This is a genomic window from Occultella aeris, from assembly GCF_902703175.1.
GTDB lineage: Bacteria > Actinomycetota > Actinomycetes > Actinomycetales > Beutenbergiaceae > Occultella > Occultella aeris.
On record NZ_CACRYJ010000014.1, the window covers coordinates 43,443 to 70,060 of the forward strand.

The following is a 26,618-nucleotide window of genomic DNA, read 5'->3' on the forward strand; positions in this document are numbered from 1 at the left end:
GTGGCATCAAGCGGTCGTGAACGTCACCAACCCGGCCCACAGCAGCGGGGAGTCCGCGACTGCCCGGCTTGATCGCCAGGCGGCGAGGCGCTCACGCTGCCAGGCGCTGAAGGCGGCGACGGCGTCCGGTGCGTCGTGCGCGGCGTCCACCGCGAGCACGGCGTCCGTGATCGGGTTGCCGGCCACGTCCGCCAACGAGGACAGCGCGTGCTCGGTGAGCAACGGCCAGCGGGTTCCGGTGACCAGCGTGGCGCCGGCGCGCACCACGGCGCCGACCAGGCCGTAGGGATCACGGAACCGGGCGTCCGCGCCGGACTCACACCCGATCAGAGCGACCCGGGGCGGCATCGGCCAGCGCTGCGGGTCGGCCAGCAGGTCCCGCGCCGAGAGCGGACGGTGCTCACGCATCGGCTCGGCAAGGCCCGGCACGTCGACGGTGCAGGACAGGTGCAGTTGGCTGTCATCCGCCTGGCCGCGCTCGGTCGCGGCGGCGCTGACGTGCCCGACATAGACGAACCGCTTCGGTCCGGCCTGCAGCGCGGCGGCGAGCCAGTCCCGGTCGGCGTCGGTGCGGCGGAACAGGCCGGTCAGGTCGCCGCCGGGCACGTCGACGCGGCCGGCGCGGGCGTAGGAGTCGAGCCGCTCGAGGAGTCCGGCGTACCGGGCGTTGCCGGGTGTGACCCGGCCGAGCACGGAGCCGAGCGCGGACGCGGCGGGCCAGCCGGGGATCCGCGGGTCGAGGGCCATGACGGTGTCCGCCGTCGAGGAGGTCGCCGCAACCCCCGGAGCGCCGGCGGCGGCCACCTCGGCGGCACCCGCCCCACCGCCCGCGACGGGCACGGCACCACCCGCACCGTCGGAGACCTGCCCAGCACCGCCAGGGACCGGCCCGGCACCGGACCGCCGCAGACGCCCGAGCAGGCCACCTCGCGGCGGCCGGGCGTCGGCCGCGGACGCACCGGACGCCGTCGCCCCGGCGCCATCCCGGCCCCGGAACCGGCCGCCGCCGGACCACACGGAGCGAGCCCCGCCGTCGGCGGCATCGATCCCGGCTCCGGGCACATGGCCCGGCGCGACCACGGTCACGTCGGCGATCTCCACCAGCCGAACGTCCGTGGTGTCCACCGCGAGCAGCTCCCACGGGACGGCCGCAGTGCGCGGCGACGGCTGCACCCGAACGTGCGGGCGGACCCCGGCCTCGTGATACGCCGCGAGCTGGTCGACGAGCGGGGTGGCCAGGAATGCCTCGGCGAGCCCGACCGCAACCTCCCACTCCGCGGCGTAGTCCACGAGCGGCCCGGACGTGAGCAGGTCCGTGTAGGTGGCGACCTTGTCCACACCGGCCGCGACCGAGGGCAGTCCCTGCGCGAGCCGACCGAGCGCCCGCTCCATCTCCTCGTGCGCCACCCGGCCGACGCCCCCGGGCGCACCGTCGACGCGCCAGTTGCAGAACGTGCCGTGCCCGGTGTCCACGTAGGTGAGCACGACCGTTGGCCGGTCGCCCGGCTCGGCCCAGCGTTGGACGAGCTCGGGAGAGCGCAGCTCCTGCCCGTACCTCGTTCGAGCCGTGGCGTACTCCTCGCCGAGGACCTCCCCCTGGCCCGGGGCGAGGAGCATCCTCGGCACCGGCTCCACGGCGACCGCCGGGCCGCTCGGGAGCATGAGCTCGACGGCTTCGTCGGCGCTCGCGCCGGCACCCGCGGTGCCCTCGACGGGCCGCGCCGCAGCCCCTGCCGGGAGCACCACGGTGGGGGTACCGCTGGCGGCCTGCCACTCGATCAGCGCGAAGGTGGCCATCCCGTTCGAGGACTGCAGCGCGGCCCGGAACGCGGCGTCCCGGGCCGGGTCGGCCACCTGCGTGACGAACCGCTCCCGCTGGTAGCCGGACGGGAACTGGGTGCGCATCGCGTCCAGTGCCAACGCGGCCGGGATGGCGTAGTCGACGGCGCCGCCGAGCAGCAGGTCGTTCTGATGGTCCTGGGACAGCGTGTACGGGTCGGTGTCCGCATCGACCCCGCTCCAGTCCAGGTTCAACGCCGCCCGGTCATGTTCCTCGGGCACCCAGGCGAGCAGGAACTCGGCCTGCATGTAGTCGATCTCGGCAATCGCCCGGAGCTCCCCGCGGCTGCGGAACGCCTCCCGGACCTCCTCCATGTGCGCCGCGAACTCACGTCCGTCACCACGCTGGGCGGCCAGCCGGGCCAGCACCAGGCCCACCTGGGCGCTCTCCAGGTGCGCGCCGAAGCGGGTCAGCACGTCCTGGGCACGGCCGAGGTAGTCGGCCGCGGCGGGGAGATCGTCCTCCAACGAGGCGATCGTGCCGAGCAGCCGCAGCGCCTGCCCCTCCGGCAGCATCGAGCCCTGCCCGGTGGCCGCCATCAGGGCGTGGTTGGCGTGCATCTTCGCGTCGTCGAACCGGGACTCCCGGGCCGCCTGGGCCGCGAGGTTGTTGCGCGTGGTCGCGAGCATCTCCACGTCCTCCGGACGCGGCGCGGTCATCGACTCGAACACGGCCACGGCCCGCTGGGACAGCTCGGCGGCCTCGAGGTCGCGACCACTCTGCGCGCACACCGAGGACAGGTTCGTCAGCGCACTGCCCTGCCACTGCTTCATGGACTCGTCCGGCTCCGCCGCGAGCTGCCGCAGCATCTCGCGCAGCCGTTCCTCGGCCGCCGCCCACTCCTGCCGGTACATGTGCAACGTGGCCCGGGCCTCGAGCAGCGCCAGCTCCAGGTGGGTGCGTTCGGATCCGGCGGGCAGCGCCCGGATCGGCCGTTCCACCGACCTCAGCGTCCGCTCGGCCTCCTTCCACCGGCCGGCCATCTGGAACTCGATGCCGGTGTGGATCTGGCGGCGGATGGTGTCAGAAATCCTCATCGACGATCCTCGCCGCACCCTGCGCGAGGATCGCAGGCGAGGCCAACAGCGACCGCGCCGCGCTGCGCACCCGGTCCCGGTCGGCCGCGTCCGGCCCGGACCTGGGCACCGCATAGCCAGGCAGGGTCACCGCGACCGTCAGGGTGGTCCCGGTCTGCGCGGGTACCGGCGCCTGGCCGCGCCACCCGCTCTCGTCCGGAAGCAGGTCGAGGACGACGGCGGAACCCGCCTCGTCCGTGATGGTCGCCGTGAGCGTGAGGCCGGCCGGCCGGCCGGGCAGGCCCGCGACCTCGACGATCAGTTCGCGGCCGGTCGCGGTGCGGCGCAGGCTCCACACGACGGCGGTCTCGGCTGCGTCGACGAGGCCGGCGGGTAGACCGGCCCAGGTGGCTCCGGTGCGGCCGCGGGCGAGTTCGATCCCGGGCGCGGGGCTCGCGCCGGCGGCGAGTGCGAACGCCTCCACGCGCGGCGTGGCCTCGGCAGTCAGTTCCAGGTCGAGGGCGTCGGCCCAGTCCAGGGCCGCGGCCCGCGCCTGGACGACGGTCACCGACTCCGGCGACTGCGGCTCGAGGCTGCCGTTGAGGGCGTCCAGGGTGGCGAGGGCGCGAGCGACGCCGGTCACGGCAGCCGCGCCGAGCGCGTCGTCGACGAGGCCGTCGGCCTCGTGCTCCAACCCGACCCGCTCCAGGAGCAGCAGGTCCGCGTCGAGGGGAGGCACGCCGTCGAGGACCGACGCGGGCCACCAAGCCTGCGCCCAGCAGACGTGGCCGAGGCGGTGCGCGACACCGGTCAGCGGGCCGGCCTCGGCGGCCGCCAGCACGGGCACGCCCGGCTCGATCGGTGTCACGTCCGCGGCGAGGGCGGCCACGGCGAGCGCCACCTCGGTCCCGTAGACCTGCCAGAGCCATTGCTGGGCGGCGTCGGGGTCGTCGAGGACGGCGTGGGGTGGCGACGTGCGCGGGCTGCCGACCGGCGAGGTGAGCGCACCGCCGACGGCGTCCACCACGCCCGCCCGCCACGGCGGGGGTGGGGTGGTGCCAGCGGGGTCGATGGTGATCGCACCGAGGGAGTCGACGGCGATGCTGACGTCGGTCACTGGGGCACCGCCTGGGCCTCGGGCTGGGGTGCAGCGGCGTCACCGAGTCGGGACAGTGCGCCCCGGACCCGGTCACGGTGATCGCGGATCACGGACAGCGCGACGCCCTCGAGCACGTCGACGGCCTCCTCGTGGTCGGACAGCGGCCGGGACCGGGCGTCCCGGCCGTGCAGTCTCGACCAGAGCCGGCGCACGTACCTCGGGGCGGGGGCGGCCACCTCGCGGGCGACGTCGCCGAGGACTCCACCGGCGTCGGGGTCGCCGTCGATCGGGAGCCTGCGCGCCTGCCACACGTAGGCCTCGCGCTGCCAGCGGCGGTTGATGCGCCGCTCCAGCTCGGAGCCGGAGCCGGAGCCGGGGCCGGGGCCGCCGATGCTCTCGATGGGGCGCAGCCGGTGGGCCAGTTCCACGCCGACCAGGAGCCCGGCACGCAGCGTGGGGTCGGTGTAACCGCATGGAGAGGCGGCGCGGTCCACCTCGTCGGTCACGACTTCGGCGATGTCGCCGAGCTCGTCTCGGCCCGAGGCCGAGCGGACCAGGGTGAACACCCGCTCATAGATGCTGCGGTCCAGCGGGAGCGCCAGGTCGGAGGTGGAGGCGTGCTCGCCGAGCTCGGGGGCGGGCGGCAGGTCGTGCGTCGAGGTGCCGTCGTCGCGGGCGGCCCCGTCGGCGAACCACCAGTACCGGCCGAGGCGGGCACCCACGTCTGAGTCGACGAGGTCCTGCCAGTGCGCGGCGGCCGCGGCGGCCTCATCCAGGACGGGGGCGGCGGCCAGCCGGTGCGCGGGCCGCACCCGGACGGCGCCGGCCGGGCCGGTGCCCGCCGGGTGGGGGGCACCCACCGACTCGGTGCACGCTGGGTCCTGGCCGGGCGCCTCCGCTGAGGTGGTGTCGTTGAAGCGGCCCGACCACCTACGGCGCAGTCGGTCGGCATGCTCGGCGCGCGTGGTCGGGTCGGCGAGGTGCTCGCGCAGGCGTGCGACGCTCGGGCCCGCGTGATGCACCTCGGCGAGGACCTCGCCGGCGAGCCGGGCGCCGTCGGGCTCGGTCGGTTCGCCGTGGACGGTGGCGAGTTCGAACGCGCGCTGGAAGTAGAGGTCCTGCGGGTGGCCCTCGGTGATGCCGGCGGCGCGGCGGGCCCGCTTGAGCACCATGAACCAGGCCGCCGTGTGCGACAGGACCATGCCCGCGCCGGCGACGGTGTCGGTCAGTTCGGCGGCGGCGGCGGGGCTGAGCGCGGTGGCCGCAAGCTCGGGTCGCTGGCCGGGCCGGATCACCAGCGGGTCGAGGATCAGCTTGACCGTCCGGGACAGCGGACCGCCGGTGGAGTTGCTCAGCGGGTCCAGGCCGGGCGTGTGATCGGTGGCGGTGGCGCGCCACGCTCGGTCCAGCACGAGGGCACGCGGCAACGGCGCTGCGATGCGCTCCCCCTCGGTGCTCACCCGCCCGAGTCTAGGAGACACCAGCCGCAGGTGCGGACGCGGGTGCCGAGGGGGTCGCTCTCGGCCTCCGTCCGGCAGGCAGCCGCTGCGTCGCGTGCGCTTGGGCCGGGTGTGCGCGGGCGGATCCTCGATCGATGCGGGGCATGCGCCCACGGTGTGCCCCCTGGCTGGTTGCGGTTGGTTGCGGTGCGGTGGCGATGGGATCGCGCTGACCATCGGATCCTGGGCGGGCACTGGCGGCTACCGATCCCAGTTCGGCGGCGTCGGCCGGTGCAGTCTCTTCGGCCCGTGCAACGGCTTCGACCGGCCCGGCGCGCCGCGCGACAGGTGAACGCTCGGCCGCCTGCGTGAACGGCGCCGGAACGCGCGGTGAGCAGTCGCCGAACCTGGGACCGGTTGCCGCCACGGCCTCCTAGCGTCGGTGCTGTCACAAGGAAGCAGCGGCATCGGCCAGGGCGCCACGAGCCGCCCAGAGAAGCGAGGAGCACCACGATGGGACTGTTCAAGCGCAAGACCATGGCCGAACGTCAGGCCGAGGGCCTGCAGATGGCGAACGACATCGCCGAGGGCCGCGGCCTCACCGGCAAGCTCACCCAGGCGTTCATGGGCCGTGAGTTCACCGAGGCGATGCAGCAGGCCACCGGGGCGATGAACCAGGGCCAGACAGCCGCGCAGCTGCGCGCCGCCGGCTACCCGACCACCCCGGCCCGGGTGCTCGGCCTGCAGGACACCGGCCAGCTGATCAACCACGACCCGGTGATCCTGCTCGTCCTGGAGGTGAACGGGCAGCAGCTGCAGCTGCAGTCGTTGGTGTCCAAGCTGGAGATCCCGCGCACCGGGGACGATGTGCTGCTGGTGAGCGACCCGCACCAGCCGGGCAACTACCTGTACGCCGGGCTCGCGCCGCAGGGGGGCGCGGGATCGCCGCAACAGGGCCAGGCTCAGCCGGGTGCGCAGCAGGGCCAGGCGAACCCGTGGGGCCAGCCCACGCAGGCGCCCCAGGCGCCCCAGCCCTGGGATCGCCCACGGCAGTGACGACGCGGGACCTGCCAGGCCGCGATGGCTAGCATGTCCGGGTGGCGGAGCACCTCGACCAGGCGGACTGGCGGCCCATCCTGGCCGCAATGGCGAACCCGAACGCGCGCCGCCTCTTCGCCGCGATCGTGCTGGACGAGTCCACGGGCTCGATCGGCCTGAGCCCGTCGAAACAGCGCCAGGCGACCGCCATGCTGGTGCGGGCGGGCCTGGTCCGTGAGGTCGAGGGACGCCTCGTCCAGCAGCCGGAGGTGTTCGGCCGGGTTCTGGCTGCGGCCACCGAGCCGCGCGCCAGTGGCCCCGAGCGGTTCCTGAACGAACGCGGCGAGATCGACCGTTACCCCTACGACGCCACCGAGCGACATGCGCTGCTGCGGCTGGTCGCGGACCGAGCGCTCGCCGTCGACGAGGTGGTGTCCGAGCCCGAGCTCAACGAGCGGCTCGCAGCGTTCGGTCCGGATGCCGCCGCGCTGCGCCGGGCCCTGGTGGACGAGGAGATCCTGGAGCGCACCCGTTCGGGATCGGAGTACGCCCGAACACACGACGCGTCCGAGTGAGTGGCGCACGAGCGCTGCCCGCGCACCGGGCTCACGCGTCCGCCGAACCCTCACGGTAGATCTTCGCCCTGGAGATCCTGCCCTCGACGAGGTCGAACACCGCGACGAGCGCGGCCTGCCTGGCCTCGCCGTCGTGGGTCCACGCCTCGGTCATCTCGGCCACGACCACACTGCCGCCATCAACGACTCGGACGACGTCGAGATGCGGCGTGAGCGACGCCATCGCCGTCTGGAAGAACTCCCGGAGCTCCTCGCCCGGCACCGAGTAGTCGCCGGTGACCCAGCTGGCATCGGCCGTGAAGTCGGTGAGCAGCGCCTCGGCGTCCCCGGCGTTGAAGGAGTCGACGTGGTGCCTGACGAGGGCCTCTGCGGAACTCACGCCCCGAGGATGCCAGCCGCATCGCGCCCGGTGCCAGTCCGTTGGGTCAGCGCGTGGGCCGCCCGTAGGTCGGCGATCTCCGCCGGGGTACTGCTGCGGGCGATGAACGCGATCTCGTTGAGGTGTTGGCGCCGCTCGGCGGGGATCCGCTCGGCGAAGCCGGTGGGGTCGGCCAGCAGGGCAGCATAGAGTGCCGCGCCATCCATGCAGAAGACGTCGACGAGGACCGTCCGACCGTCGAGGGCCTGCATGATGTTGCCGGGGTTCGTGTCGAGGCCGTCCCACCAGGGAACGGTCCGCCGAGCCGTGGCGTCCAGATCCTCTGCCGCCTGCCGAACCGCGTCGAGTTCCAGATCTTCGCGCGCATCCCAGGAGGTCCGGACCTGCTCCGCCACACCGTCGGGTGCAGGGAGGAGGAACTCCATGATCGTCAGCTGCCCACCACCTTCGAGCGCGACATCGCTCTCCACCCGGGGCAGGTGGGCCGAGTCCGGCAGTCTTCGGCACAGGTCCACGAACACCGGGTAGGCCGGGTCGAACGGCGAGACCCGCGCGGCCAGGAGACCGTCCGGGGAACGCAGCGTCACGGCCCAGTCCCCCACCCCGCAGACGTTCCACCCGTTGCGGACCAGGTGCGCGTGCGCCTGCCGGTGGTCCTGGCCGGCCAGCAGGGTAGCGAGTTCCACGGTCGAGGTCATCGGCGCACCGTAGCCGTGTCCGCGGCTTCGATGCGACTGAAAAAGAAGCGGCCCGCATCGGTCGGCCTCCGTATCGTGACCACGGCTGCACCAGGCAGCCGTACGGCAACGCAGACTGGGGCGTGGAGATGCTGCCATCCGAGATGACGCGTGCGATCGCCGCCGCCCGATCGATCGCGACGTCCTGCGGTCTGGCGGCCGACGACGCGATCGTCCTGCACAACTCGAACAAGCTCTCGGTTCGGCTGCTGCCCTGCGACGTCCTTGTCCGGGTGGCACCCCAGACGCAGCAGGGCGCACAGTTCGAGATCGATCTGGCGCAGCGGCTCATCGGTGCCGACTGCCCGGTGCGGGCTCTCGAGCCCCGGGTGGAGCCACGCGTCCACCGGCTCGACGGCTTCGTGTTCACCTTCTGGACGTACTACGAACCGGTGACCGCGGAGATCGCACCAGCCGACTACGCGCTGGCGCTGCGGCGGCTCCATGCCGGGATGCGTACCGTCGACGTTCCGACGCCTCACTTCACGGACCGGGTCGAGGAGGCCCGACAGCTCGTCGCGGACCGCGCCCGGTCACCGGAGCTCCGCGATCCGGATCGGGACCTGCTCGGCGACGCCCTGAGCGGCCTGCGAAGAGCGATCGGCGACCGTGGCGGCGACCAGTCGCTGCACGGTGAACCACACCCCGGCAATCTGCTCGCCACGGAGCACGGGCCGTTGTTCATCGACCTCGAGACCGCCTGCCGTGGCCCGATCGAGTTCGATCTCGCCCACGCGCCGGACGACGTCGCCGAGAACTACCCGGGCATCGACCCGGTCCTGCTGCGTCAGTGCCGGATCCTGATGCTGGCGATGATCACGGCATGGCGCTGGGACCGCGCGGACCAGTTCCCGGACGGCCGCCGGCTCGGCGAGGAGTGGCTCGACCAGCTGCGGGCGGCGCTGGCGCGTGACGGCCTGGGCTGACCGGCCCGGAGAATGCCCGACGGCGGGCGGTCAGTTCTCCAGCCGCACGGATGTCAGTCCTGTGCGAGCGCCGCGCGCACCGCGGGGATGACCTCGCGACCGTAGAGTTCGATATGCCGCACCGCGAGCTCGTGTGGCAGGGTGCCGGCGCTGTACTTGAGGTCGAACCGGGACAGCCCAAGTGCTTGCACGGCCCGTACGATCTTCGCCGCGACCGTCTCCGGGGAGCCCACGAACAGGGCACCGTCGTCGCCGACCTCCTCCTCGAACCGCTCCCGGGTCATCGGCGCCCAGCCCCGCTCGGCGCCGATGCGAGCCATCCCGGCCGCGTAGTGCGGGAAGAACTCGTCCCGGGCCTGGGCGTCTGTGGGTGCCACGTGGCCGGGTGAATGGGCGCCGATCGGCAGGGTCTCGCGACCGAACTCCGCGAGTGCGCGGTGGTAGAGGTCGGTGTAGGGCGCGAACCGCTCGGGCGCGCCCCCGATGATGGCGAGCATCAGCGGGATCCCGTACTGCGCGGCCCGCACCACGGACTGGGGCGAACCACCGACCCCCAGCCAGGTACGGAGGCGGCCGGACGCCGTCGGCGGATACACCGACTGTTCCGTGAGCGCGGCCCGCACCGTCCCGCTCCAGGTGACCTGCTCCTCCTCGAGAAGGTGCGTGAACAGGTCGAACTTCTCCTCGAAGAGGGTGTCGTAGTCCTTCAGGTCGTACCCGAAGAGTGGGAAGGACTCGATGAACGAGCCGCGGCCGAGGATCACCTCGGCGCGCCCGTCTGAGATCGCGTCCAACGTGGAGAACCGCTCGAACACGCGCACCGGGTCGTCGGAGCTGAGCACGGTGACGGCGGACCCGAGCCGGATCCGCTCGGTACGGGACGCGATCGCAGCGAGCACCACATCCGGGGCGGAGACCGCGAAATCGTCGCGGTGGTGTTCACCGATGCCGATGAAGTCGACGCCCACCTGATCGGCGAGCACCCCTTCGGCGACCACGTTCCGGATCACCTCGGCGTGGCTCAGCAACTGCCCGTCGCCACCGGTCGTGACGTCGCCGAAGGTGTCCAAACCGAGCTCGATCTCTGCCATCACCACTCCACTCTATGCGTTTGCATGTACCTGTGGAGGTCAAGGCGGGACGGTCCTGCGTTATTCCCGGCTCAGACGAGGAAGATCGGGATGGCGCCCGGGTTGTGGGCGTGCACGATCGCGAGGAACACCATCAGGTCGAACAGCAGGTGCACGATCAGCACGTAGGTCAGCGACCCGGTCTTGGAGAAGATGTAGCCCTGCAGCAGCGCGAACGGGGCGGTCAGCAGCGGCCCCCACTCCCGGTAGCCGAGCTCCCACAGGAAGGAGACGAAGATCGTGGCCTGGAGCAGGTTCGCCTGCCACATCGGGAAGTGCCGGCGCAGCAGGGCGAAGCAGGTGCAGATGAAGAAGAGTTCGTCCCAGGTTCCGACCGCGTTGACACCCACGAAGAACCGGCCGAGCTCACTGACGTCGGTGATGTGCGGCCAGTTCAGGTATGCGCCGGAGTCGATGAAGTAGAACGGCAGGATCAGCCACCCGAGCACCGGCACGGCGATGATGTAGGCCTTCTCGAGGCGCGTCCACGGCTGCCCGGTGCGCCACGGGAACCGGATCGCGCGGCGTTTGTAGAGGAACCTGTCGATCAGGAACGGCACGGTCACGGCGAGCGCCAGCACGATCCCGATCGTGAAGAACCGATCCCAGCTCACGTCCGCCTCGACGGAGGTCGTCGAGACGATCGCGACGCCGACCCCGATCAGGGTCAGGTCCTTGCCGAGCTCCCGTCCGACCAGGAACGCCCCGGCCAGGCTGGCCACCAGGAGCGCATGGCCCCACCCCGGCAGTTGCAGGCCGAACAGCAGGAAGGCCGAGATACTGACGCCGACGGCGGGTACGAGCGCGAGCGAACGTGCCGGTCGGTCCGTGGCGGGCAGGGCGGTCTCGGAGGCCGGCATGCCCCCAGCATGGCAGGAGTCCCGCGGCCCGGCCGCCGCGTGGGCCGGCGCCGGGACACCGATCTCCCGACCGCCGGGGTCGCCCGCGGACCTCCCGCCCTGGCGACCTGCCGGCCGGCTCCGCGTCAGGCCGCCGTCGTCCAGTGCGGATCGCGGCCGGTCCACGCGACCAGACGCGCGTACGCATCGGCATCGTCGGGAACGGGCACCGGTGCGGCGAAGGGGATCTGCCCGCCGCGCGGCTCTTCCGGCAGCATCTGCTGGTAGGCGGCCAGCGCGATGACGGCCAGCTCGCTGTCGAGTGCGTCGGTGCGGTCGGTGGCGGCGGCGAGGTCCCACGAGTGCACCGCGAGCTCGCCGACGTACGAGCCGATCGCCGCGGCGCCGGAGACCTGCCCCCAGGGCACCGTCACGGCGCGGGTCAACGACTCGTCGTCGGCGAGCACCGCGTCGGTGCCGGCCCGGCCGTCGGCCCAGTCCGCTGCCCAGTCGGTGCTGTCGAGGTGGCTCGGCGCTTCGAAGAACGGGCGGCCCTCCAGCACCACGCCGACCCGACGGACCACGCCCTGCAGGTGACCAACCAGGGCTCCGACATCGAACTCGGCGCACGGCGTCGGCAGCCTTGACTGCGACTCGTCGGTGTCGGCGATCAGAGCACCGGTCTGGTCGAGGACGCGGGCGAGCAGCGGTCGGGGGTCGGCCCGCAGCGCGGATTCGGTGGTTGTCATGGTCGTTCTCCTTGGTGGACTGTTCGGGCCGGTGTGGTCCGTCGAATCCAGTTCATCGTGGAAACCTGACACGTAGTGTCGGGTTTGCGTGGGAGTCTCGAACTCATGCGCGCGGACCGGTTGATGCACCTGCTCATGCTGCTGCAGCGGCACCGACGAGCGAAGGCGTCCTGGCTGGCCGAACAACTCGAGGTGAGCGAGCGGACCGTGCTGCGCGACATGGACGCACTGTCGGCGGCCGGCGTGCCGGTGTACACCGAGCAGGGCAGGGGCGGCGGCTGCGTGCTCATGGACGGCTTCACCACCAGCGCCTCAGGGCTGACGCCGGCGGAGGCACAGGCCCTGTTCGCCTGGACCGCCCGGGAGGCGTCCGATCAGCTCGGGCTCGGTGGGGCGCTGTCGTCGGCGCTGGCCAAGATCGCCGCAACGGCGCCGAGCCAGGCGGTCGCCCGCGCCGAGTCCCTGGGAGGTGTGGTGCTCGCCGATCGCCGGACCTGGTTCGCCGCGGCGGAAGCGGTGCCACTGCTGCCGCAGCTGCGCGAGGCGGTGATCGGAGGCCGCCGGGTGCGGATGACGTACACCTCGGCCACCGCGACCAGCCCTGGGACTCGTACGGTCGACCCGATCGGGATCGTCGACCACGCGAGTCGCTGGTACCTGGTCGCCGAGCATCGGCGTCAGGTCCGCAGCTACCGGGTGTCCCGGATCGGTGGGGTGACGGTCCTGGACGCGCCGAGCACCCCGGTGGACGACCGACCGCTGACCGTGATCTGGGAGGAGTTGCGCGCCCGGTTCTCCGACCGATTGCGTCCGGTGGCTGTGACGCTGCTGGTGTCGCAGGACCGGGTCGGGGTCCTGCGGCGGCTGGTGGAAATGCAGGTGGCGTCCGGCAGCGCCATCGAGGTCGATCCGCCCGCGGCGCCCGGCGGCGCGGAGACCTGGCGGGTCACGGTACGTCAGAGTGAGGTGATGGCGGCCGTGGCGGTCCTCTTCGCGCCGGAGGTGACGGTGCTGGAACCGGCGTCGATGGTCGACCAGATCCGCCTAGCCGCCCGCCGAGCGCTCGAGCACTACCCGGGGTGAGAGCTCCGCCGAGCGTCAAGGGGGCGATCCCGACGTGCCCGGTGCGTCGCAACCACACCGCAACGGGTAGGGCTGGGTGGGTCGGACGCCGACGGCGGCGGATCAGTTCCCGGTCAGGGCACCTGCCTGCGCCACCAGTTCCGCTGCGCGCAACCGCTCGGTCACAGTGGTGGCGTGCAGTGCGACGATGAGCTCGTCGGCGTCGGCGTGCTTGGCGAACGTGGTCAGGTACTCCCCGACCGTCGCCGCGGTACCGACGGCCGTGTAGCGCATCATCTCGAGCAGGTGCTGGCCCTGCGGCGAGGCGAGCACCATGTCCGCCTCGTCGTCGGTGAAGTCGCGCTTGCCACCGAGGATCAGCGCGACCCGGCTGCGCTGGGTCGCGAGCAGCTGGGCCTGGGCCTCGGCGTCCGTCTCGCCGGTCGCGACGCCGACGCCGGCGATCACGTACGGCTCGGCGAGCTGGTCCGACGGGGTGAACTCACGTCGGTAGACCGCGACCGCCTGCTCGAGCGCGGCCGGGGCGAAGTGCGAGGCGAACGCGTACGGCAGGCCGAGCGCGGCGGCGAGCTGGGCGCCGAACAGGGACGAGCCGAGGATGTACAGCGGCACGTTCGTGCCGCTGCCCGGGTAGGCCTCGACGCCGGGCAGCAGGCTCTCGCCGGAGAGGTAGCCCTGCAGTTCCTGGACATCCCGGGGGAAGGTGTCGGAGGAGGTGGCGTCCCGCCGCAGGGCGCGCATGGTGACCTGGTCGGTGCCGGGGGCGCGGCCGAGGCCGAGGTCGATCCGGCCGGGGTGCAGCGAGGCGAGGGTGCCGAACTGCTCCGCGATGGTCAGCGGGGAGTGGTTCGGGAGCATGATCCCGCCGGAGCCGAGGCGGATGGACCGGGTGTTCGCGGCGACGTGGGCGATCAGCACCGCAGTGGCCGAGGACGCGATGCCCGGGCTGTTGTGGTGCTCGGCGTACCAGACCCGGCGAAAGCCCGTGCGCTCGGCGGTGCGGGCCAGCGCCACGCTGCCCTCGAGTGCCTCCCGGGCGGTCTCGCCCTTTCCGACGGTGGCCAGATCGAGCAAGGACAGCGGGAGGGACATGGTGACCTTTCGCGAGAGGGCGCGGGGGGACCACACCGCGTCCTTGGCGGCAACGCGGGCCCCGGCCGGGCTATTCCGATCCACCGGCGGTCGGTCGAACGACATCCCACGAGCCACCCGGCACCACGTCATCGCCGAGCGCGAAATCGCCTGTCCGGATGTCGGTACCTCCGCCTAGCGTCTGTGTGCGTGACCACTTTCAGCGAATCCGATCTCTCCAGCCTCCGCTCCACGATCTCCGGCCCCGTACTGCTGCGCGGCGAGCCGGGGTTCGCGGACGCCGTCCGCGGCCAGAACCTGGCCGTCACGCACGAACCCGAGCTGGCGGTCGGTGCCGCCAGCGAGGCGGACGTGAGCGCCGCCGTCGTCTTCGCCGCCGCGCACAACCTCACGGTCGACGTGCTCGCCACGGGGCACGGCTCACACGCGCCGGTCAGGACCGGCCTGCAACTGCTCACCGGAGACCTCGACGAGGTGAGCGTCGACGCGGCCGCCCGGCTCGCCACGATCGGCGCCGGAGCCCGCTGGTCCGCCGTGATCGAGAAGACCGCGCCGCTGGGTCTGGCGCCCGTCACCGGTTCCTCGACCCACGTCGGCGTGGTCGGCTACACCCTGGCCGGCGGCCTCGGCCCGCTCGTGCGCAGCCACGGGCTCACGTCCGACTGGGTCCGGTCCGTGCGCGTGGTCACGGGGGACGGAGCGGCGGTCACGGCCTCCGCCACCGAGAACCAGGACCTGTTCTGGGCGCTGCGCGGGGGCAAGTACGGCCTCGGCGTCGTCACCGAGATCACCATCGAGCTCGCGCCGATCCCGTCCCTGTACGCCGGCAACCTGATGTTCGCCACGGAGCACCGCGAACAGGTCCTGCGCGGGTGGGTGGACTGGCTCCCGACGGCGCCGGCAGACGTGAGCACGTCCCTCGCCCTGATCACCATGCCGCCGCTGCCCTTCATCCCCGAGCCGCTGCGTGGTCAGCGTGTGCTCGCGCTGCGGTTCGCGCGGCCCGGGTCGGTCGCCGACGGCGAACGGCTCGCCGCGCCGCTGCGCGCGCTGGCCCCGGCGCTCACCGACGACCTCGGTGAGCTGCCACTGGCGGAGGTGGCGCGGATCCACGGTGACCCGGAGGACCCGGGCGAGTCATGGTCGGCCGGAACTCTGCTCCAGAGTCTCGACCAGGGTTTCGTCGACGTGCTGCTCGGCACCGCTGCCTCCCCGAGCAGTCCGCTCGCCGTCGTGGAACTGCGTCACCTCGGCGCTGCCGCCAGCACGGACGTGCCGGAAGGATCGGCCGCAGCCGGTCGCGGCGCGATCGCAGCCGTGTCCACCGTCGCCGCAGGGCCCGAGCCCGTGCGTGCGCAGGGTCCGGCCGCGTTCGAGGCGTTCAAGGCGGCCGCGGGAGCCTGGCTCGCGGAGCACGAGAACGTCTCGTTCGGGGACGCCCGCACGGCCGAGTCCTACCGGGCCATGTGGCCAGCCGAGGCCTACCAGCGCCTCACGCGGGTGCGCGCCGCCCACGACCCGGCCGGCATCCTCAGCCCACCCTGGCTGCGCTCGGCCTGAGTCCGGCCTGACGCCGGTCGAGCCTGACCCGACCCAGCGCGGCCTGCCGCCCCGTCAGGGACGGCGGGCCGCCGCGGATCAGTAGCCGCCGCGGATCAGTACTGGTGCCCCGGCGGGGGCTCCCACGGTGACGGCTGCTGAGCGGGGACGGGCTGCGGCTGTCGCTGGTCGTACTGGGGCGCGACCGGGGCGTCACTCTCGACCTGCGCGGAGCCCTCGTGCTGCGCGGAGCGCTCGTACTGCGCGAGAGCCTCCACGCCGGTCGCGGGCGTCGCCGGATCGGAGGCTTCGGCGCCCTGGGCATGGGCGTTGGCTTCGGCGCCCTGGGCATGGGCGTTCTCGGCGCCTGTCGGATCGGCGGCGGTCTCCGCGTCGGATCCGGCCTGCTCGGCACCTTCGGCCTGCTCGGCACCCTCGGCCTGCTGGGCACCGTCGGCCTGCTCGGCACCTTCGACCTGGTCGGCATCCTCGGACGCGACGGCACCGTCGGCGGCCGCGTCCTCGGTCCGCACGGCGGAGATGTCGAACTCCAGAGTGATCTTCTCCGAGACGAGCACGCCGCCGGTGTCCAGCGGGACGTTCCACTCGAGTCCGAAGTCGCGGCGGTCCACCCTGCGGGTGCCTTCGAAGCCGGCCCGGAGGTTGCCCATCGGGTCCCGCTCGACGCCGACCAACGTGATCGGGATCGCCACCTGCTTGGTGACGTCCCGGATGGACAGGTCTCCCACCACCATGTAGGTGTCGTCCTCGACCTCGTCTACGGAGGTACTCCGGAACACGATCTCGGGGTAGGTCTCGACGTCGAAGAAGTCGGCACTGCGCAGGTGGTCGTCGCGCTGACCGTTGCGCGTGTCCACGCTCGCCACCGCGAGCCGGACCTCAACCGTGGAGTTCTGAGGGCCATCGGGGTCCACGTACATGCGGCCGTCGACCTCATTGAAGGCGCCACGCACCTTGGTCACCATCGCGTGCCTGGCCGAGAAGCCAACGCGGCTGTGGGACGGATCGAACACCCACTCGCCGCTCATGGACGCATCGAGTACGGACATCGTTCTCCTCGTTGGGGGACGCCCACACAGGTAGCGGGCACGTGGGTGCACACTACCGGCCGATGACAACCACCCGGACAACGATTCAGGCGGGATGATCCATGCCCGGGCGGTGCGCCCGACCGCGAGGTTGCCGCTGCCGCCGACGGTGTCCGTCGTGCGCGATCCCGGTCGCGGACGCTACGGATCCGCGCGCCCGTCACGTCGCGAGCGTGACCGGCCTCATCGGGGCGGCCCCGTCGGCATCGGAGCGAGGGCGAGACTCGACCTGCCCGCGTCTCACAATCTGGATAGACTCGCGAATCGCGTACACAGGCGTGAGAGCGACTCAAATGGGTGGGCAATGAACTCGGCAGCGACCGTCCCGACCGGATCGACGCGGGGGGCCATCCTCCGGGCGGTCACCGACCTCGCGGAACAAGCCGGCGAACACCACCTGACCCCGCTCGTGGATCGGATCCTTGAGCACGTCGCGACCGAGGACCTGGCCGAACGCGAGCCCCGTGACGTCCTCGGCATGGTCCGGTCGATGTCGACGCTGGCGCAGCACCGCGGCGCCGACGAGACGCTGGTGCGCGTGTTCAACCCGACGCTGCCGGGGGATGACTGGCAGAGCAAGCACACGATCGTGCAGATCTGCACCGATGACATGCCGTTCCTGGTGGACTCCGTGACCGCCGCGCTCTCCGACCACGGGCGGGTGGTCTACCTGATCGTGCACCCCCAGATCGTGGTCCGCCGGGACGACGCCGGCGCGCTCACCGCGGTCCGCGAGGAGCGTCCGCCGACCGCTGCCGGCACCGTCGAGTCGTGGATGCACATCGCCATCGACCGTATCCCCACCGAGGCCGCCCGCGTCGAGCTCACGGCGCGGCTGGAGTCCGTCCTCTCGGACGTGCGCCGCACCGTCGTCGACTGGGCGGCCATGCGGCACGCGTGCGAAGGGCTCGCCCGCCAGCTCGAGGCCGGCGCCCCACCCACCGTCGACCAGGACGAGGTGGAGCCGACCGAGCAGTTCCTGCGCTGGCTCGCCGACGATCACTTCACGTTCCTCGGGTATCGCGAGTACACCCTCGACACCGTCGAGGGCGAGGATGTGCTGCGCCCGGTGACCGGCAGCGGGCTCGGGATCCTCCGCGGCGAACCAGACGCCGACCACGAGTTCTCGCGGCTGCGCCCCGAGGCTCAGGAGAATGCCCGCGAACCGCGGTTGCTGACGATCACGAAGGCGAACTCGCGGGCCACCGTGCACCGCCCCGTGTACCTGGACTACATCGGCATCCGCACGTTCGACGCGGACGGCAACGTCATCGGCGAGCGCCGGTTCCTCGGGATGTTCACGTCGACGGCGTACGCGGACTCGGTCCTGCGCCTTCCGATCGCTGCCGAGAAGGTCCGCGCCGTCCTCGCGCGCAGCGGATTCGCCGCCCACTCGCACTCGGCCAAGGACCTGCTCGGAGTGCTCGAGGCCTACCCGCGCGACGAGTTGTTCCAGACCGACGTGGACACACTCTGGGAGGTCGCCTCCGACGTCCTGTACCTGCAGGAGCGCCGCAAGGCGAAGCTCTTCCTGCGCAAGGACGAGTTCGGCCGGTTCGTCTCGGCGCTCGTCTACATCCCCCGGGATCGGTACAACACAGTGGTCCGGTTGCGGATGGAGGCCATCCTGCGGGAGGCCTACGGCGCCGAGCACGTGGACTTCACCACCAGGGTGAGCGAGTCGCCGCTGGCCCAGCTGCACTTCGTGGTCCGGGTCCCGCGCGGCTCCGACATCCCGGACGTCGACACGGGCGCCGTCCAGGAGCGGCTGCTGCGGGCGACGCGTACCTGGGAGGAGGACCTCCTCGACGCGCTGCACGTCTCCACCACCGATGACCCAGGCGCCGGCCGGGGCTACGTGCACGGCTTCCCGGAGGCGTACAAGGAGGACTTCGGCGCCGACGCCGCCACCTACGACCTGGCCCAGCTGCAGGCGCTCGCGCCGGGCGACACCAGGGTGCACCTGTACGACCCGGATCGTGGCGAGCCGACCGAGCGACGCCTGAAGGTCTATCGCCGCGAACCGCTGAGCCTGACCGCCATGCTGCCCATCTTCAGCCACCTCGGCGTCGTGGTTGCGGACGAGCGTCCCTACCTGATCACCGGCGACGCCGAGGACACCGTGCGGGTCTACGACTTCGGGCTGCGCGCGCCGAGCGCGGACCTCTGGGACGCGGGCACGGACACGGCAACCGCGTTCGAGGCCGCGTTCCTCGCCGTGGACGGCGGCCGGGCGGAGAGCGACGGCCTGAACGCGCTCGTGCTGAGTTCCGGACTGGCCTGGCGGCAGGTGGTCATCCTGCGCACCATCGCGCGCTACCTGCGCCAGATCGGCTCGACGTTCAGCGTCGAGTACCTCGAGGCGGCCCTGGTGGCGAACCCCCATCTGGCCGCACGGGTGGTTGCCCTGTTCGAGACACGCTTCGATCCCGACAGCACCGTCGGGGCCGGCGACCGGGACGCCGCCCAGGCCCGGATCACCGCCGAGATCGACGCCGACCTGGAGCAGGTGGCCAGCCTGGACCAGGACCGCATCGTGCGTTCGTTCGTGGGCGTGATCGGCGCGACCCTGCGCACCAACTTCTTCAGGTCCGACGCAGTCGGCGACGACGGCGAGCCCACCGACCGGGTCAGCCTCAAGTTGGACTGCCGCCTGGTTCCCGGCCTGCCGTCCCCGAAGCCACGGTTCGAGATCTGGGTGTACTCGCCGCAGGTGGAGGGCGTGCACCTGCGCTTCGGCGCCGTCGCACGCGGCGGGCTGCGCTGGAGCGACCGTCGCGAGGACTTCCGCACCGAGGTGCTCGGCCTGGTGAAGGCACAGATGGTCAAGAACGCCGTGATCGTGCCGACCGGGTCCAAGGGTGGCTTCTTCGCGAAGCGTCTGCCGGATCCGGCGGCCGACCGTGCCGCATGGCTCGCGGAGGGTCGGTCCGCCTACTCGGCGTTCATCCGCGGACTGCTCGACATCACGGACAACCGGGTCGGCTCCGAGGTGGTCCCGCCCGAGCGGGTGGTCCGCCACGACGGTGACGACCCGTACCTGGTGGTGGCCGCGGACAAGGGCACCGCCGCGTTCAGCGACCTGGCGAACTCGATCTCCGCGGAGTACGGCTTCTGGCTCGACGACGCGTTCGCCTCCGGCGGGTCCGCCGGGTACGACCACAAGGAGATGGGCATCACGGCCCGCGGTGCCTGGGAGTCGACCAAGCGCCACTTCCGTGAGATGGGTGTGGACAGCCAGACCGAGGACTTCACCGTGGTCGGCATCGGAGACATGAGCGGAGACGTGTTCGGCAACGGGATGCTGCTGTCGGAGCACATCCGGCTCGTCGCGGCCTTCGACCACCGGGACATCTTCATCGACCCCACGCCCGACGCCGCAGCCTCCTTCGCGGAGCGGCGTCGCCTCTTCGACCTGCCGCGCTCGAGCTGGGCCGACTACTCCCCCGAGGTGATCAGCGCCGGCGGTGGCGTGTTCTCGCGGTCGGCGAAGAGGGTGCCGATCAGCCCGGAGACCCGGCAGGTGCTCGGACTGCCGGAAGACGTCACCGGCCTGACCCCTGCCGAGCTGATCCGCACGATCCTGCTCGCCCCGGTCGACCTCGTCTACAACGGCGGCATCGGCACCTATGTGAAGGCATCCGCCGAGGCCAACGCCGAGATCGGCGACCGTGCTAACGACGCGATCCGGGTGGACGGGCATGAACTGCGCTGCCAGGTGCTCGTCGAGGGCGGCAACCTCGGCGTGAGTCAGCTCGGCCGGATCGAGGCGGCCATGCACGGGGTGCGGATCAACACCGACGCCATCGACAACTCCGCCGGGGTCGGTACCTCCGACCGCGAGGTGAACATCAAGATCCTGCTCACCGCCCTCACCCGGGAAGGGGAGCTGACCCTCGATCAGCGCAACGAACTGCTCGCGTCGATGACCGACGAAGTGGCCGAGCAGGTGCTCCGCGACAACTACGTGCAGAACGTGCTCCTGGGCAACTCCCGCGCGCACGCGCACGAGATGCTGGCCGTGCACCACCGCCTCATCCAGTGGCTGGAGGGGCGCGGCGAGTTGGACCGCGCCCTGGAGTTCCTGCCCACCGACAGGCAGATCGCCGAGCGGGACGCCGCTGGCCAGGGCCTGACCAGGCCGGAGTTCGCGGTACTGGTCGCCTACGCGAAGCTCGCGCTCAAGGCCGACCTTGCGTCCACCTCCCTCGCCGACGGGCCTTGGTTCACCCGAACCCTGGCCGAGTACTTCCCGGCGCCGCTGCGGGAGGCCTACGGCGACCGGCTCCCCGAGCACCCGCTGCGCCGGGAGATCATCGTGAACTCGGTGGTGAACTCCATGGTGAACCGAGGTGGCATCACCTTCGCGTTCCGCGCCGGCGACGAGACCGGCGCCTCCAGCGAACAGGTCACCCGGGCGTTCGTCGCGTGCCGGGAGATCTTCGCCATGGAGCGCTTCGTCGCGGCCGTCGAGGCTCTGGACAACACCGTGGACGCTGCCGTGCAGACCCAGCTGTACCTCGACTACCGGCGACTCCTTGACCGGGGCTCACGATGGTTCGTCCAGCACCGCCCCGAGGCGGTGGACGTGGCCGAGGCCGTCGAGGAGTTCGCGGGGCCGGTGGGAGAGTTGACGCCGCAACTGCCTGCTCTGCTGCGCGGCGCGGAGCTGGACCGGTTCCATGCCCGTGCCGCCGCTCTCACCGAGGCCGGTGTGCCGACCGAACAGGCCGAGCGCGCGGCTGGGCTGCTGCCCGCACTGTCCCTTCTGGACGTGGTCGAGCTCGCGAGCGCCTCCGGTGAGGACCTGACCGCCGTCGCGGGCCTGTATTTCGCCGTCTCCGACCGGTTCCAGGTGGACGACCTGCTCATCCAGGTGGCCGGGCTACCCCTGGACGACCGGTGGGACTCCCTCGCGCGCGCAGCCATGCGCGACGATCTCTACGGGACCCTCGCCGCGCTCACCCGCACGGTGCAGACGGCCACCCCTGGCGAGACCGACCCCGAGCAGCGGTTGGCGAGATGGACCGCTGCCGCGGGCACGACACTGACCCGGGTCCAGGACTCGGTGGCCACCATCACGGCGCTCGAGGGGGCCGACGTCGCACCGCTGTCGGTCGCGTTGCGCAACCTGCGCTCGCTGGTGCGCTGACGACCCTGCCTCCCGGCATGCACTGAACGACCGCCCGCATCCGGAGAGAACGAGCGAGGTGTCGTTCATCCTTGACGTCCTCGCATCGGTGCATGCACTATCTACGACATGCGCGATGAAGCCATAGATTCGATCGCTGCCCCAAATAGTGTTGGGGCAATCTCTCGCCGGTCGGCGATCCGCCTCCTCGTGGGCGCGGCCGTCCTGCCCCCGGTACTGGGTGCCCTGAACCCCACCGCGGCCGCCGCGGACACCGTGACGAACGCACCGCTACCGGACGCGTTGAGGCGTATCGAGATGCCCGACCTGGACGTGACCGAACTGCTCCAGGTGACCGGGCCACGCCACCGCCTCACCATGCACCGGGCCACCTGGACCGGCGGCGGCACCTATGTGCGGGATCTGGAGGTGCGCACCTCGTCCGGTTGGTTGCCGGTCACCGCACCGGAGCGGCGCTTCGACGAACAGTGGGTGGTGCTCACCGGCGCGGAGGGCAGCCCCAACGACTACTACGCGTCGATGCACCCGAACTGGGTGGCCTTCGACTCGATGGAGCAGGTCGGGCGGCGCACCGTCGAACTGCGCAGCAGCGTGCCCGGCGCGTACGACCTCGTGGTGCGCTGGAACCTGGACGGGGACAACCCCGAGGTGCAGTGGACCGTCACCGCGGCACAGGCCCAGCACTACGTGGTCGGCTACCAGTCCTTCGACACCCGCCGGCCCGACGAGGTGGACGAGGTGCTGTGCGGCAGCCGCCAGCACGCACGAGTCATCGAGGACGCCCAGTCCCTTGGCGCCTGGGAACTGATGGCGCCCATGACGCTGGCCGAGCACCAGATCGACGGCGGCCCCGTCACGCTCGGGCTGTACACCCCGGCCGACGTCCTGGAGTTCGAGCACGAGCGCGAACTCGGACCCGACGGTCAGCCGTTCGGGATGAGCCTGCGCAACGACACCCGCGACGTCCAGCCCGTCGCGTACGCACCGCAGGCCGGACGCCGCTCGTCCCTCGCCGCAGGCGAGGCCTTCGGGTACGCATTCGGGATCTACGCTGCGCCGGGGCCGCTGCACCAGGCCTACGCCGACGTGGTCCACGACGAGTACGGCTACACCGACTACCGGGAGAACGTGTTCGACACGTCGCTGACCCAGACGGTGTTCAACCTGATCGACCTCACCATGATCGAGCCCGCTGAGGACGACAGCGAGGCGTTCGTCCCGTCCTTCAGCGGCTGGTGGAACCGGGCCAAGGGTTTCGTCGACATCGAGAACGACCAGGCGGTTCGGACCCCGATCGCGGGCGTGCTGCTCTCCGCCTTCCACCTCACCGGCACCCCGGACCTCTACGACCGGCGCGCCCGACCGCTGATCGAGTACCAACTCTCCCGGGCCGACGTCGGGCACAGCCCCATCAAGGGCAAGCCGGTCTACGGCAGCCTCGAGAAGTACCGCGTCGGGCAGATCACCGGGGATGCCTCCACCCTCGTCCCGCTCTACCGACAGACGCGTGGGCAGAGCGGCGCGTTGCACCGTCTCGCCATGCGGGTGATCGCGCAGCGCCCGGCGAAGGACGCTCGGACCCCGATGAGTACGCCGCTGCAGGCGTACGAGCTCACCGGGAACCCGGCCTACCTCGCCGAAGCCACGGCCGAGGGCCGGCGCTACCTTCGGGACAACATCGTCACGGCGTACACGACGAACCGGGGCGAGAACGACTTCGGCTACAACTACTCGAAGGCCTGGACCGAGCTCCTGGTCCTGTTCGAGCTCACCGGGGACTCCGACTTCCTCGACGCCTCCCTCGCCGAGGCGCGCCGCTACATCACCCAGACCCAGGTGCGCCCGATCCCGCGCGCGAACGTCAGCGTCCCGAACCAGCCGTTCATCGATGCTCAGCTCGACCGGTGGTCGGACAGCCCAGTCCTTCCCGACTACCCACTCGACGACATTCCCGCCGAATCGGTGCCGGCCTGGGTCGTCTCGACCAGCGGCGTCACGTTCGAACAGCTCAGCACGTACAAGATCGGCCGCGGCATCGAGAACCCGGGCGGTGGGTTCTCGATGATCCCGGTCTGGGCGCCGTTCCTGCTGCGGCTCGCGCAACACACCGGTGACACGCTGATCCACGAGGTGGCGCACAACCTGGTGGTCGGCCGGTTCACCAACTACCCGGGCTACTACAACCGACAGTTCGTCGCCGCGAACATGAAGCCGGACTTCCCGCTCACCGGTCCGCCCGGGACCACCTGCATCTACTTCCACCACATCCCGGCCCAGCTCGGTCTCGCGCTGGACTACCTGATCACCGAGCACCTCACCCGCTCGGCCGGGCAGATCAGTTTCCCGCGTCAGTTCGAGTCGAACTACGTGTTCTTCAAATACTCCACGTACGGCCATGCACCCGGCTCGTTCTACGGCGAGGAAGGCGTCTGGCCGTACTTCCCGCCCGGCATCGTGGACGTCTCGGACCACCAGCTCAACTGGATCACCGCCGTCGGCAACGACAGCCTCTACCTCAGCCTGACGAGCGAGACGACCACCCCCACCATGGCCATCGTCACGTTCTCGCCGGAGCTGACCGGGATCCAGACGCGCAACCAGTACGACGCCGAGCTGATCAACGCGGACGGGACCCGGGAGAGCGCCACGATCCGTGGTGGGCGGCTGCGCGTACTCGTCCCCGCGAAGGGACTGCGCGCCGTGGTCGTGCGAGGCGTGACCATGGACGTGCCGTGGCACTGGGAGCCGACGGCGACCGACCGCTCCGGAGCCAGCTTCCACGAGGAGGACACCGACCCGACGTCGAACTTCGGCCTGGTCCGCGCACTGCTGCTGCCGCGGCCGGCCCGCGACGGGTACGACGCGTACGTCCAGATCGATACCGAGACGCCCACCGACCTCAGCTATCGGGTGGGTGAAGGGACCTGGCAGGACGCACCGGAGAAGGTGTTCCCCTATGAGTGGTCCATCGGCGTGGACGACCCGACGGCCACGTTCAGCTACCGGCTCACGAACGGCGACGTGTCCACGGCCGAGCACACCCTCCACCTCCCGCCCTCGGTCACCGGGATCTGCCCGCCCGGCGTGGATGCGTGCGGCGAGATCGAGATCAGCCCGGACACCACCCCGGGTGACACCCTCCGGGCCCGCGCGCGGATCCGCAACGGCACCGCTGCCGAGCTGGCCGCTGCGCAGGTCCAGCTGGGCGTGCCGGACGGCTGGACCGCGGAGCCCGTGGACGCACCGGCGCTGGTGCCGGCCACCGGCCACGCCGACTGGACCTTCGACGTCACCGTCCCCGACGCCCAGCCCGCCGGGCCGGTGACCCTGACCGCCGTCGCCTCCTGGGCCGGTGGCACGGCGGACCTCGACGGCGCCGAGGTGAACGTCCTCGAGCCGTTGCGGATCTCGGCCCTGGTGGCACTGCCGGCTCGGCTCACCCTGCCCGGTGAGTCCACCGAGGTGACGTTCGCCGTGCTGAATGTCGGCCCCCTCGCGCGCAACGGTGCGCTCACCTTGAGCGTGCCCGCGGGCTGGACCGCCTCGGCCACCACGGTCGCGTACGAGGTGCCAGGCCGGGAGGAACGCGAGTACAGCGTCACGCTCACCTCCGCGGCGACGGCCCGCCCCGGCACCGGCCACCGACTGGTGGCGACCCTGGAGAACGGCACGGAGCGCGCCCTGACCATCCAGATCGCCGGGACCGAGGTCATCATCGACAACGCCGACCTCTGGCCGCGGTACACGGAGGCCGGGTTCTGGCTGCCCAGCACCCTCGCCGGCTGGAACGGCACGGCCACCCGGTTCAGCGAGGAGGGCAAACTCGGCGGCACGGCCACCTGGCGGCCGGAGCTACGGACCGCAGGCCTGTACGACGTCGCCATCTGGTACCCCACGAACCCGGAGACCACCCGAGCGGCGATCTACAGCGTGCACCACCTGGGCGGCGTGGACGAGTTCGAGGTCGACCAGCAGGCCGGCGCTAACGGCTGGTTCACGCTGGGCCGCTTCGAGTTCGAGGCCGGTTCCGAGGGATTCGTGCAGGTGGAGGTGCGCAACCCCGGCTACCACCGGATCGACGCCACCCGCTTCCTTCCGGTCGACGCGGCCTCGCTGCGTCCGGCCATCGAAGCCATGCAGGCACCGGCGGTTCCGGCGCCGGGTGCCGCGACGACGCTGACCGCGACGGTCCGCAGTCAGAGCGATGCCCCGGTCCGGGGTGACGCGACATTGCGGACGCCGCCCGGCTGGACCGTGGTGCCCGAGACGGTTCCGATCGACCTCGCGGCCGCGAGCTCCGTGGACGTGGAGTTCACCCTGACCGCACCCGCAGATGCGGTGGTCGGCTCCCAGCACGAGATCGTGCTGAGCATCGCAGACGCCACCGCGGCCACGGCCGTCGCGATCACCGCACCGGACGCGGCCGGCATGTTCCTGATCGACAACGAGGATCCGGGCTACGCCGAGTCGGGGACCTGGAGCCCGAGCAGCCTGCCCGGGCACGACGGCAGCGCCAGCCGCTACGCCGGCGGGCTCACCGGGGCCGCGTGCACCTGGACCGCGAACGTCCCCGCGGGGCGGTACCGGGTGAGTGTCTGGTTCCCGGGCAACGCGACCACGACCAGGGCCGCCCCGTACACGGTGGTGACGGGCGGAGGCGACGTGCTGGTGGTCGTCGACCAGCAGGCCGATGCCGGCGCGTGGCGACAGCTCGGCTTCTTCGACCTCGCCCCGGAGACCGCGCAGGTCCGGCTGGAGACCACGTCGTCGGGCCACTTCCGCAGTGACGCCGCACGCCTTGAACCCGTGGTCGGCGCCGTGTGAAGCGACGACCGATCCCGTCGGCATCCGGTCGAGGAGCCGGACATGTAGGGGT

General features: G+C 71.7%; 17 protein-coding genes. 7 read left to right on the top strand and 10 right to left on the bottom strand.

The genetic code is table 11. The features are described from left to right. Positions 1 to 6: 6 nt before the first annotated feature. The 3 genes from HALOF300_RS03940 to HALOF300_RS03950 are packed head-to-tail and all read right to left on the bottom strand — an operon-like array spanning position 7 to position 5,415. Positions 7 to 2,877 carry a CHAT domain-containing protein gene (locus HALOF300_RS03940; protein ID WP_156739500.1) on the bottom strand — a complete coding sequence of 957 codons (2,871 nt, stop codon included), beginning with the start codon at positions 2,875 to 2,877 and terminating at the stop codon, positions 7 to 9. Further along, positions 2,864 to 3,973, bottom strand: a complete 1,110-nt coding sequence (locus HALOF300_RS03945) for a hypothetical protein (protein ID WP_156739502.1) — start codon at positions 3,971 to 3,973, stop codon at positions 2,864 to 2,866. Before HALOF300_RS03945 ends, HALOF300_RS03940 begins: the two co-directional genes overlap by 14 nt. Further along, positions 3,970 to 5,415, bottom strand: a complete 1,446-nt coding sequence (locus HALOF300_RS03950; RefSeq protein ID WP_156739504.1) for a hypothetical protein — start codon at positions 5,413 to 5,415, stop codon at positions 3,970 to 3,972. Before HALOF300_RS03950 ends, HALOF300_RS03945 begins: the two co-directional genes overlap by 4 nt. A gap of 492 nt (positions 5,416 to 5,907) precedes the next feature. On the opposite strand from HALOF300_RS03950, the gene HALOF300_RS03955 reads away from it, so the two are divergent. Both HALOF300_RS03955 and HALOF300_RS03965 read left to right on the top strand, forming a co-directional pair. Then, positions 5,908 to 6,450: a hypothetical protein gene (locus HALOF300_RS03955; RefSeq protein WP_197522287.1), complete on the top strand. Its 543-nt coding sequence runs from the start codon at positions 5,908 to 5,910 to the stop codon at positions 6,448 to 6,450. A 41-nt stretch (positions 6,451 to 6,491) separates the two neighbouring features. Then, positions 6,492 to 7,007: a DUF2087 domain-containing protein gene (locus HALOF300_RS03965; RefSeq protein WP_231955001.1), complete on the top strand. Its 516-nt coding sequence runs from the start codon at positions 6,492 to 6,494 to the stop codon at positions 7,005 to 7,007. Between the two features lie 31 nt (positions 7,008 to 7,038). Here HALOF300_RS03965 and HALOF300_RS26890 read toward each other — a convergent pair whose 3' ends face one another. Then, positions 7,039 to 7,386: a nuclear transport factor 2 family protein gene (locus HALOF300_RS26890; protein WP_197522288.1), complete on the bottom strand. Its 348-nt coding sequence runs from the start codon at positions 7,384 to 7,386 to the stop codon at positions 7,039 to 7,041. Further along, a complete protein-coding gene (locus tag HALOF300_RS26895) occupies positions 7,383 to 8,084 on the bottom strand; it encodes a hypothetical protein (RefSeq protein WP_197522289.1) in 702 nt (233 codons plus the stop codon). The genes HALOF300_RS26890 and HALOF300_RS26895 overlap by 4 nt, the downstream gene beginning before the upstream one ends. Before the next feature lie 128 nt (positions 8,085 to 8,212). Between HALOF300_RS26895 and HALOF300_RS03975 the strand changes: the two genes are divergently transcribed. Continuing rightward, entirely contained in the window at positions 8,213 to 9,049 is an 837-nt protein-coding gene (locus tag HALOF300_RS03975; RefSeq protein WP_156739681.1) for a phosphotransferase, read from the top strand. 53 nt (positions 9,050 to 9,102) lie between these two features. Here the strand turns inward: HALOF300_RS03975 and HALOF300_RS03980 are convergent, their stop codons facing one another. From HALOF300_RS03980 to HALOF300_RS03990, 3 genes are all read right to left on the bottom strand, one after another. Beyond that, on the bottom strand, positions 9,103 to 10,143 hold the full coding sequence (locus tag HALOF300_RS03980) for an LLM class flavin-dependent oxidoreductase (protein ID WP_156739505.1): 1,041 nt from the start codon (positions 10,141 to 10,143) through the stop codon (positions 9,103 to 9,105). 68 nt (positions 10,144 to 10,211) lie between these two features. Further along, positions 10,212 to 11,039: a CPBP family intramembrane glutamic endopeptidase gene (locus HALOF300_RS03985; RefSeq protein ID WP_156739507.1), complete on the bottom strand. Its 828-nt coding sequence runs from the start codon at positions 11,037 to 11,039 to the stop codon at positions 10,212 to 10,214. A 125-nt stretch (positions 11,040 to 11,164) separates the two neighbouring features. Continuing rightward, complete coding sequence (locus tag HALOF300_RS03990) at positions 11,165 to 11,767, bottom strand: TIGR03086 family metal-binding protein (protein ID WP_156739509.1); 603 nt, start codon at positions 11,765 to 11,767, stop codon at positions 11,165 to 11,167. A 105-nt stretch (positions 11,768 to 11,872) separates the two neighbouring features. Here HALOF300_RS03990 and HALOF300_RS03995 point away from each other — a divergent pair, with 105 nt between their 5' ends. Next, the gene (locus tag HALOF300_RS03995) at positions 11,873 to 12,850 is read left to right on the top strand and encodes a helix-turn-helix transcriptional regulator (protein WP_156739511.1); all 978 of its coding nucleotides are present in this window, start codon (positions 11,873 to 11,875) and stop codon (positions 12,848 to 12,850) included. Positions 12,851 to 12,952: 102 nt separating this feature from the next. Here HALOF300_RS03995 and HALOF300_RS04000 read toward each other — a convergent pair whose 3' ends face one another. Beyond that, on the bottom strand, positions 12,953 to 13,942 hold the full coding sequence (locus HALOF300_RS04000; protein WP_156739513.1) for an LLM class flavin-dependent oxidoreductase: 990 nt from the start codon (positions 13,940 to 13,942) through the stop codon (positions 12,953 to 12,955). Positions 13,943 to 14,131: 189 nt separating this feature from the next. Here HALOF300_RS04000 and HALOF300_RS04005 point away from each other — a divergent pair, with 189 nt between their 5' ends. Further along, positions 14,132 to 15,502 carry an FAD-binding oxidoreductase gene (locus tag HALOF300_RS04005; protein WP_197522290.1) on the top strand — a complete coding sequence of 457 codons (1,371 nt, stop codon included), beginning with the start codon at positions 14,132 to 14,134 and terminating at the stop codon, positions 15,500 to 15,502. 95 nt (positions 15,503 to 15,597) lie between these two features. On the opposite strand, the gene HALOF300_RS27605 is transcribed toward HALOF300_RS04005, so the two are convergent. Beyond that, positions 15,598 to 16,551, bottom strand: a complete 954-nt coding sequence (locus HALOF300_RS27605) for a YceI family protein (protein WP_197522291.1) — start codon at positions 16,549 to 16,551, stop codon at positions 15,598 to 15,600. Positions 16,552 to 16,894: 343 nt separating this feature from the next. Between HALOF300_RS27605 and HALOF300_RS04015 the strand changes: the two genes are divergently transcribed. Together HALOF300_RS04015 and HALOF300_RS04020 are read left to right on the top strand one after the other, a co-directional pair. Next, positions 16,895 to 21,742 (top strand): NAD-glutamate dehydrogenase, encoded by a 4,848-nt coding sequence (locus HALOF300_RS04015; RefSeq protein ID WP_156739516.1) that lies wholly within the window; start codon positions 16,895 to 16,897, stop codon positions 21,740 to 21,742. Between the two features lie 189 nt (positions 21,743 to 21,931). Next, positions 21,932 to 26,566 (top strand): golvesin C-terminal-like domain-containing protein, encoded by a 4,635-nt coding sequence (locus HALOF300_RS04020; protein WP_197522292.1) that lies wholly within the window; start codon positions 21,932 to 21,934, stop codon positions 26,564 to 26,566. Positions 26,567 to 26,618 lie beyond the last annotated feature (52 nt).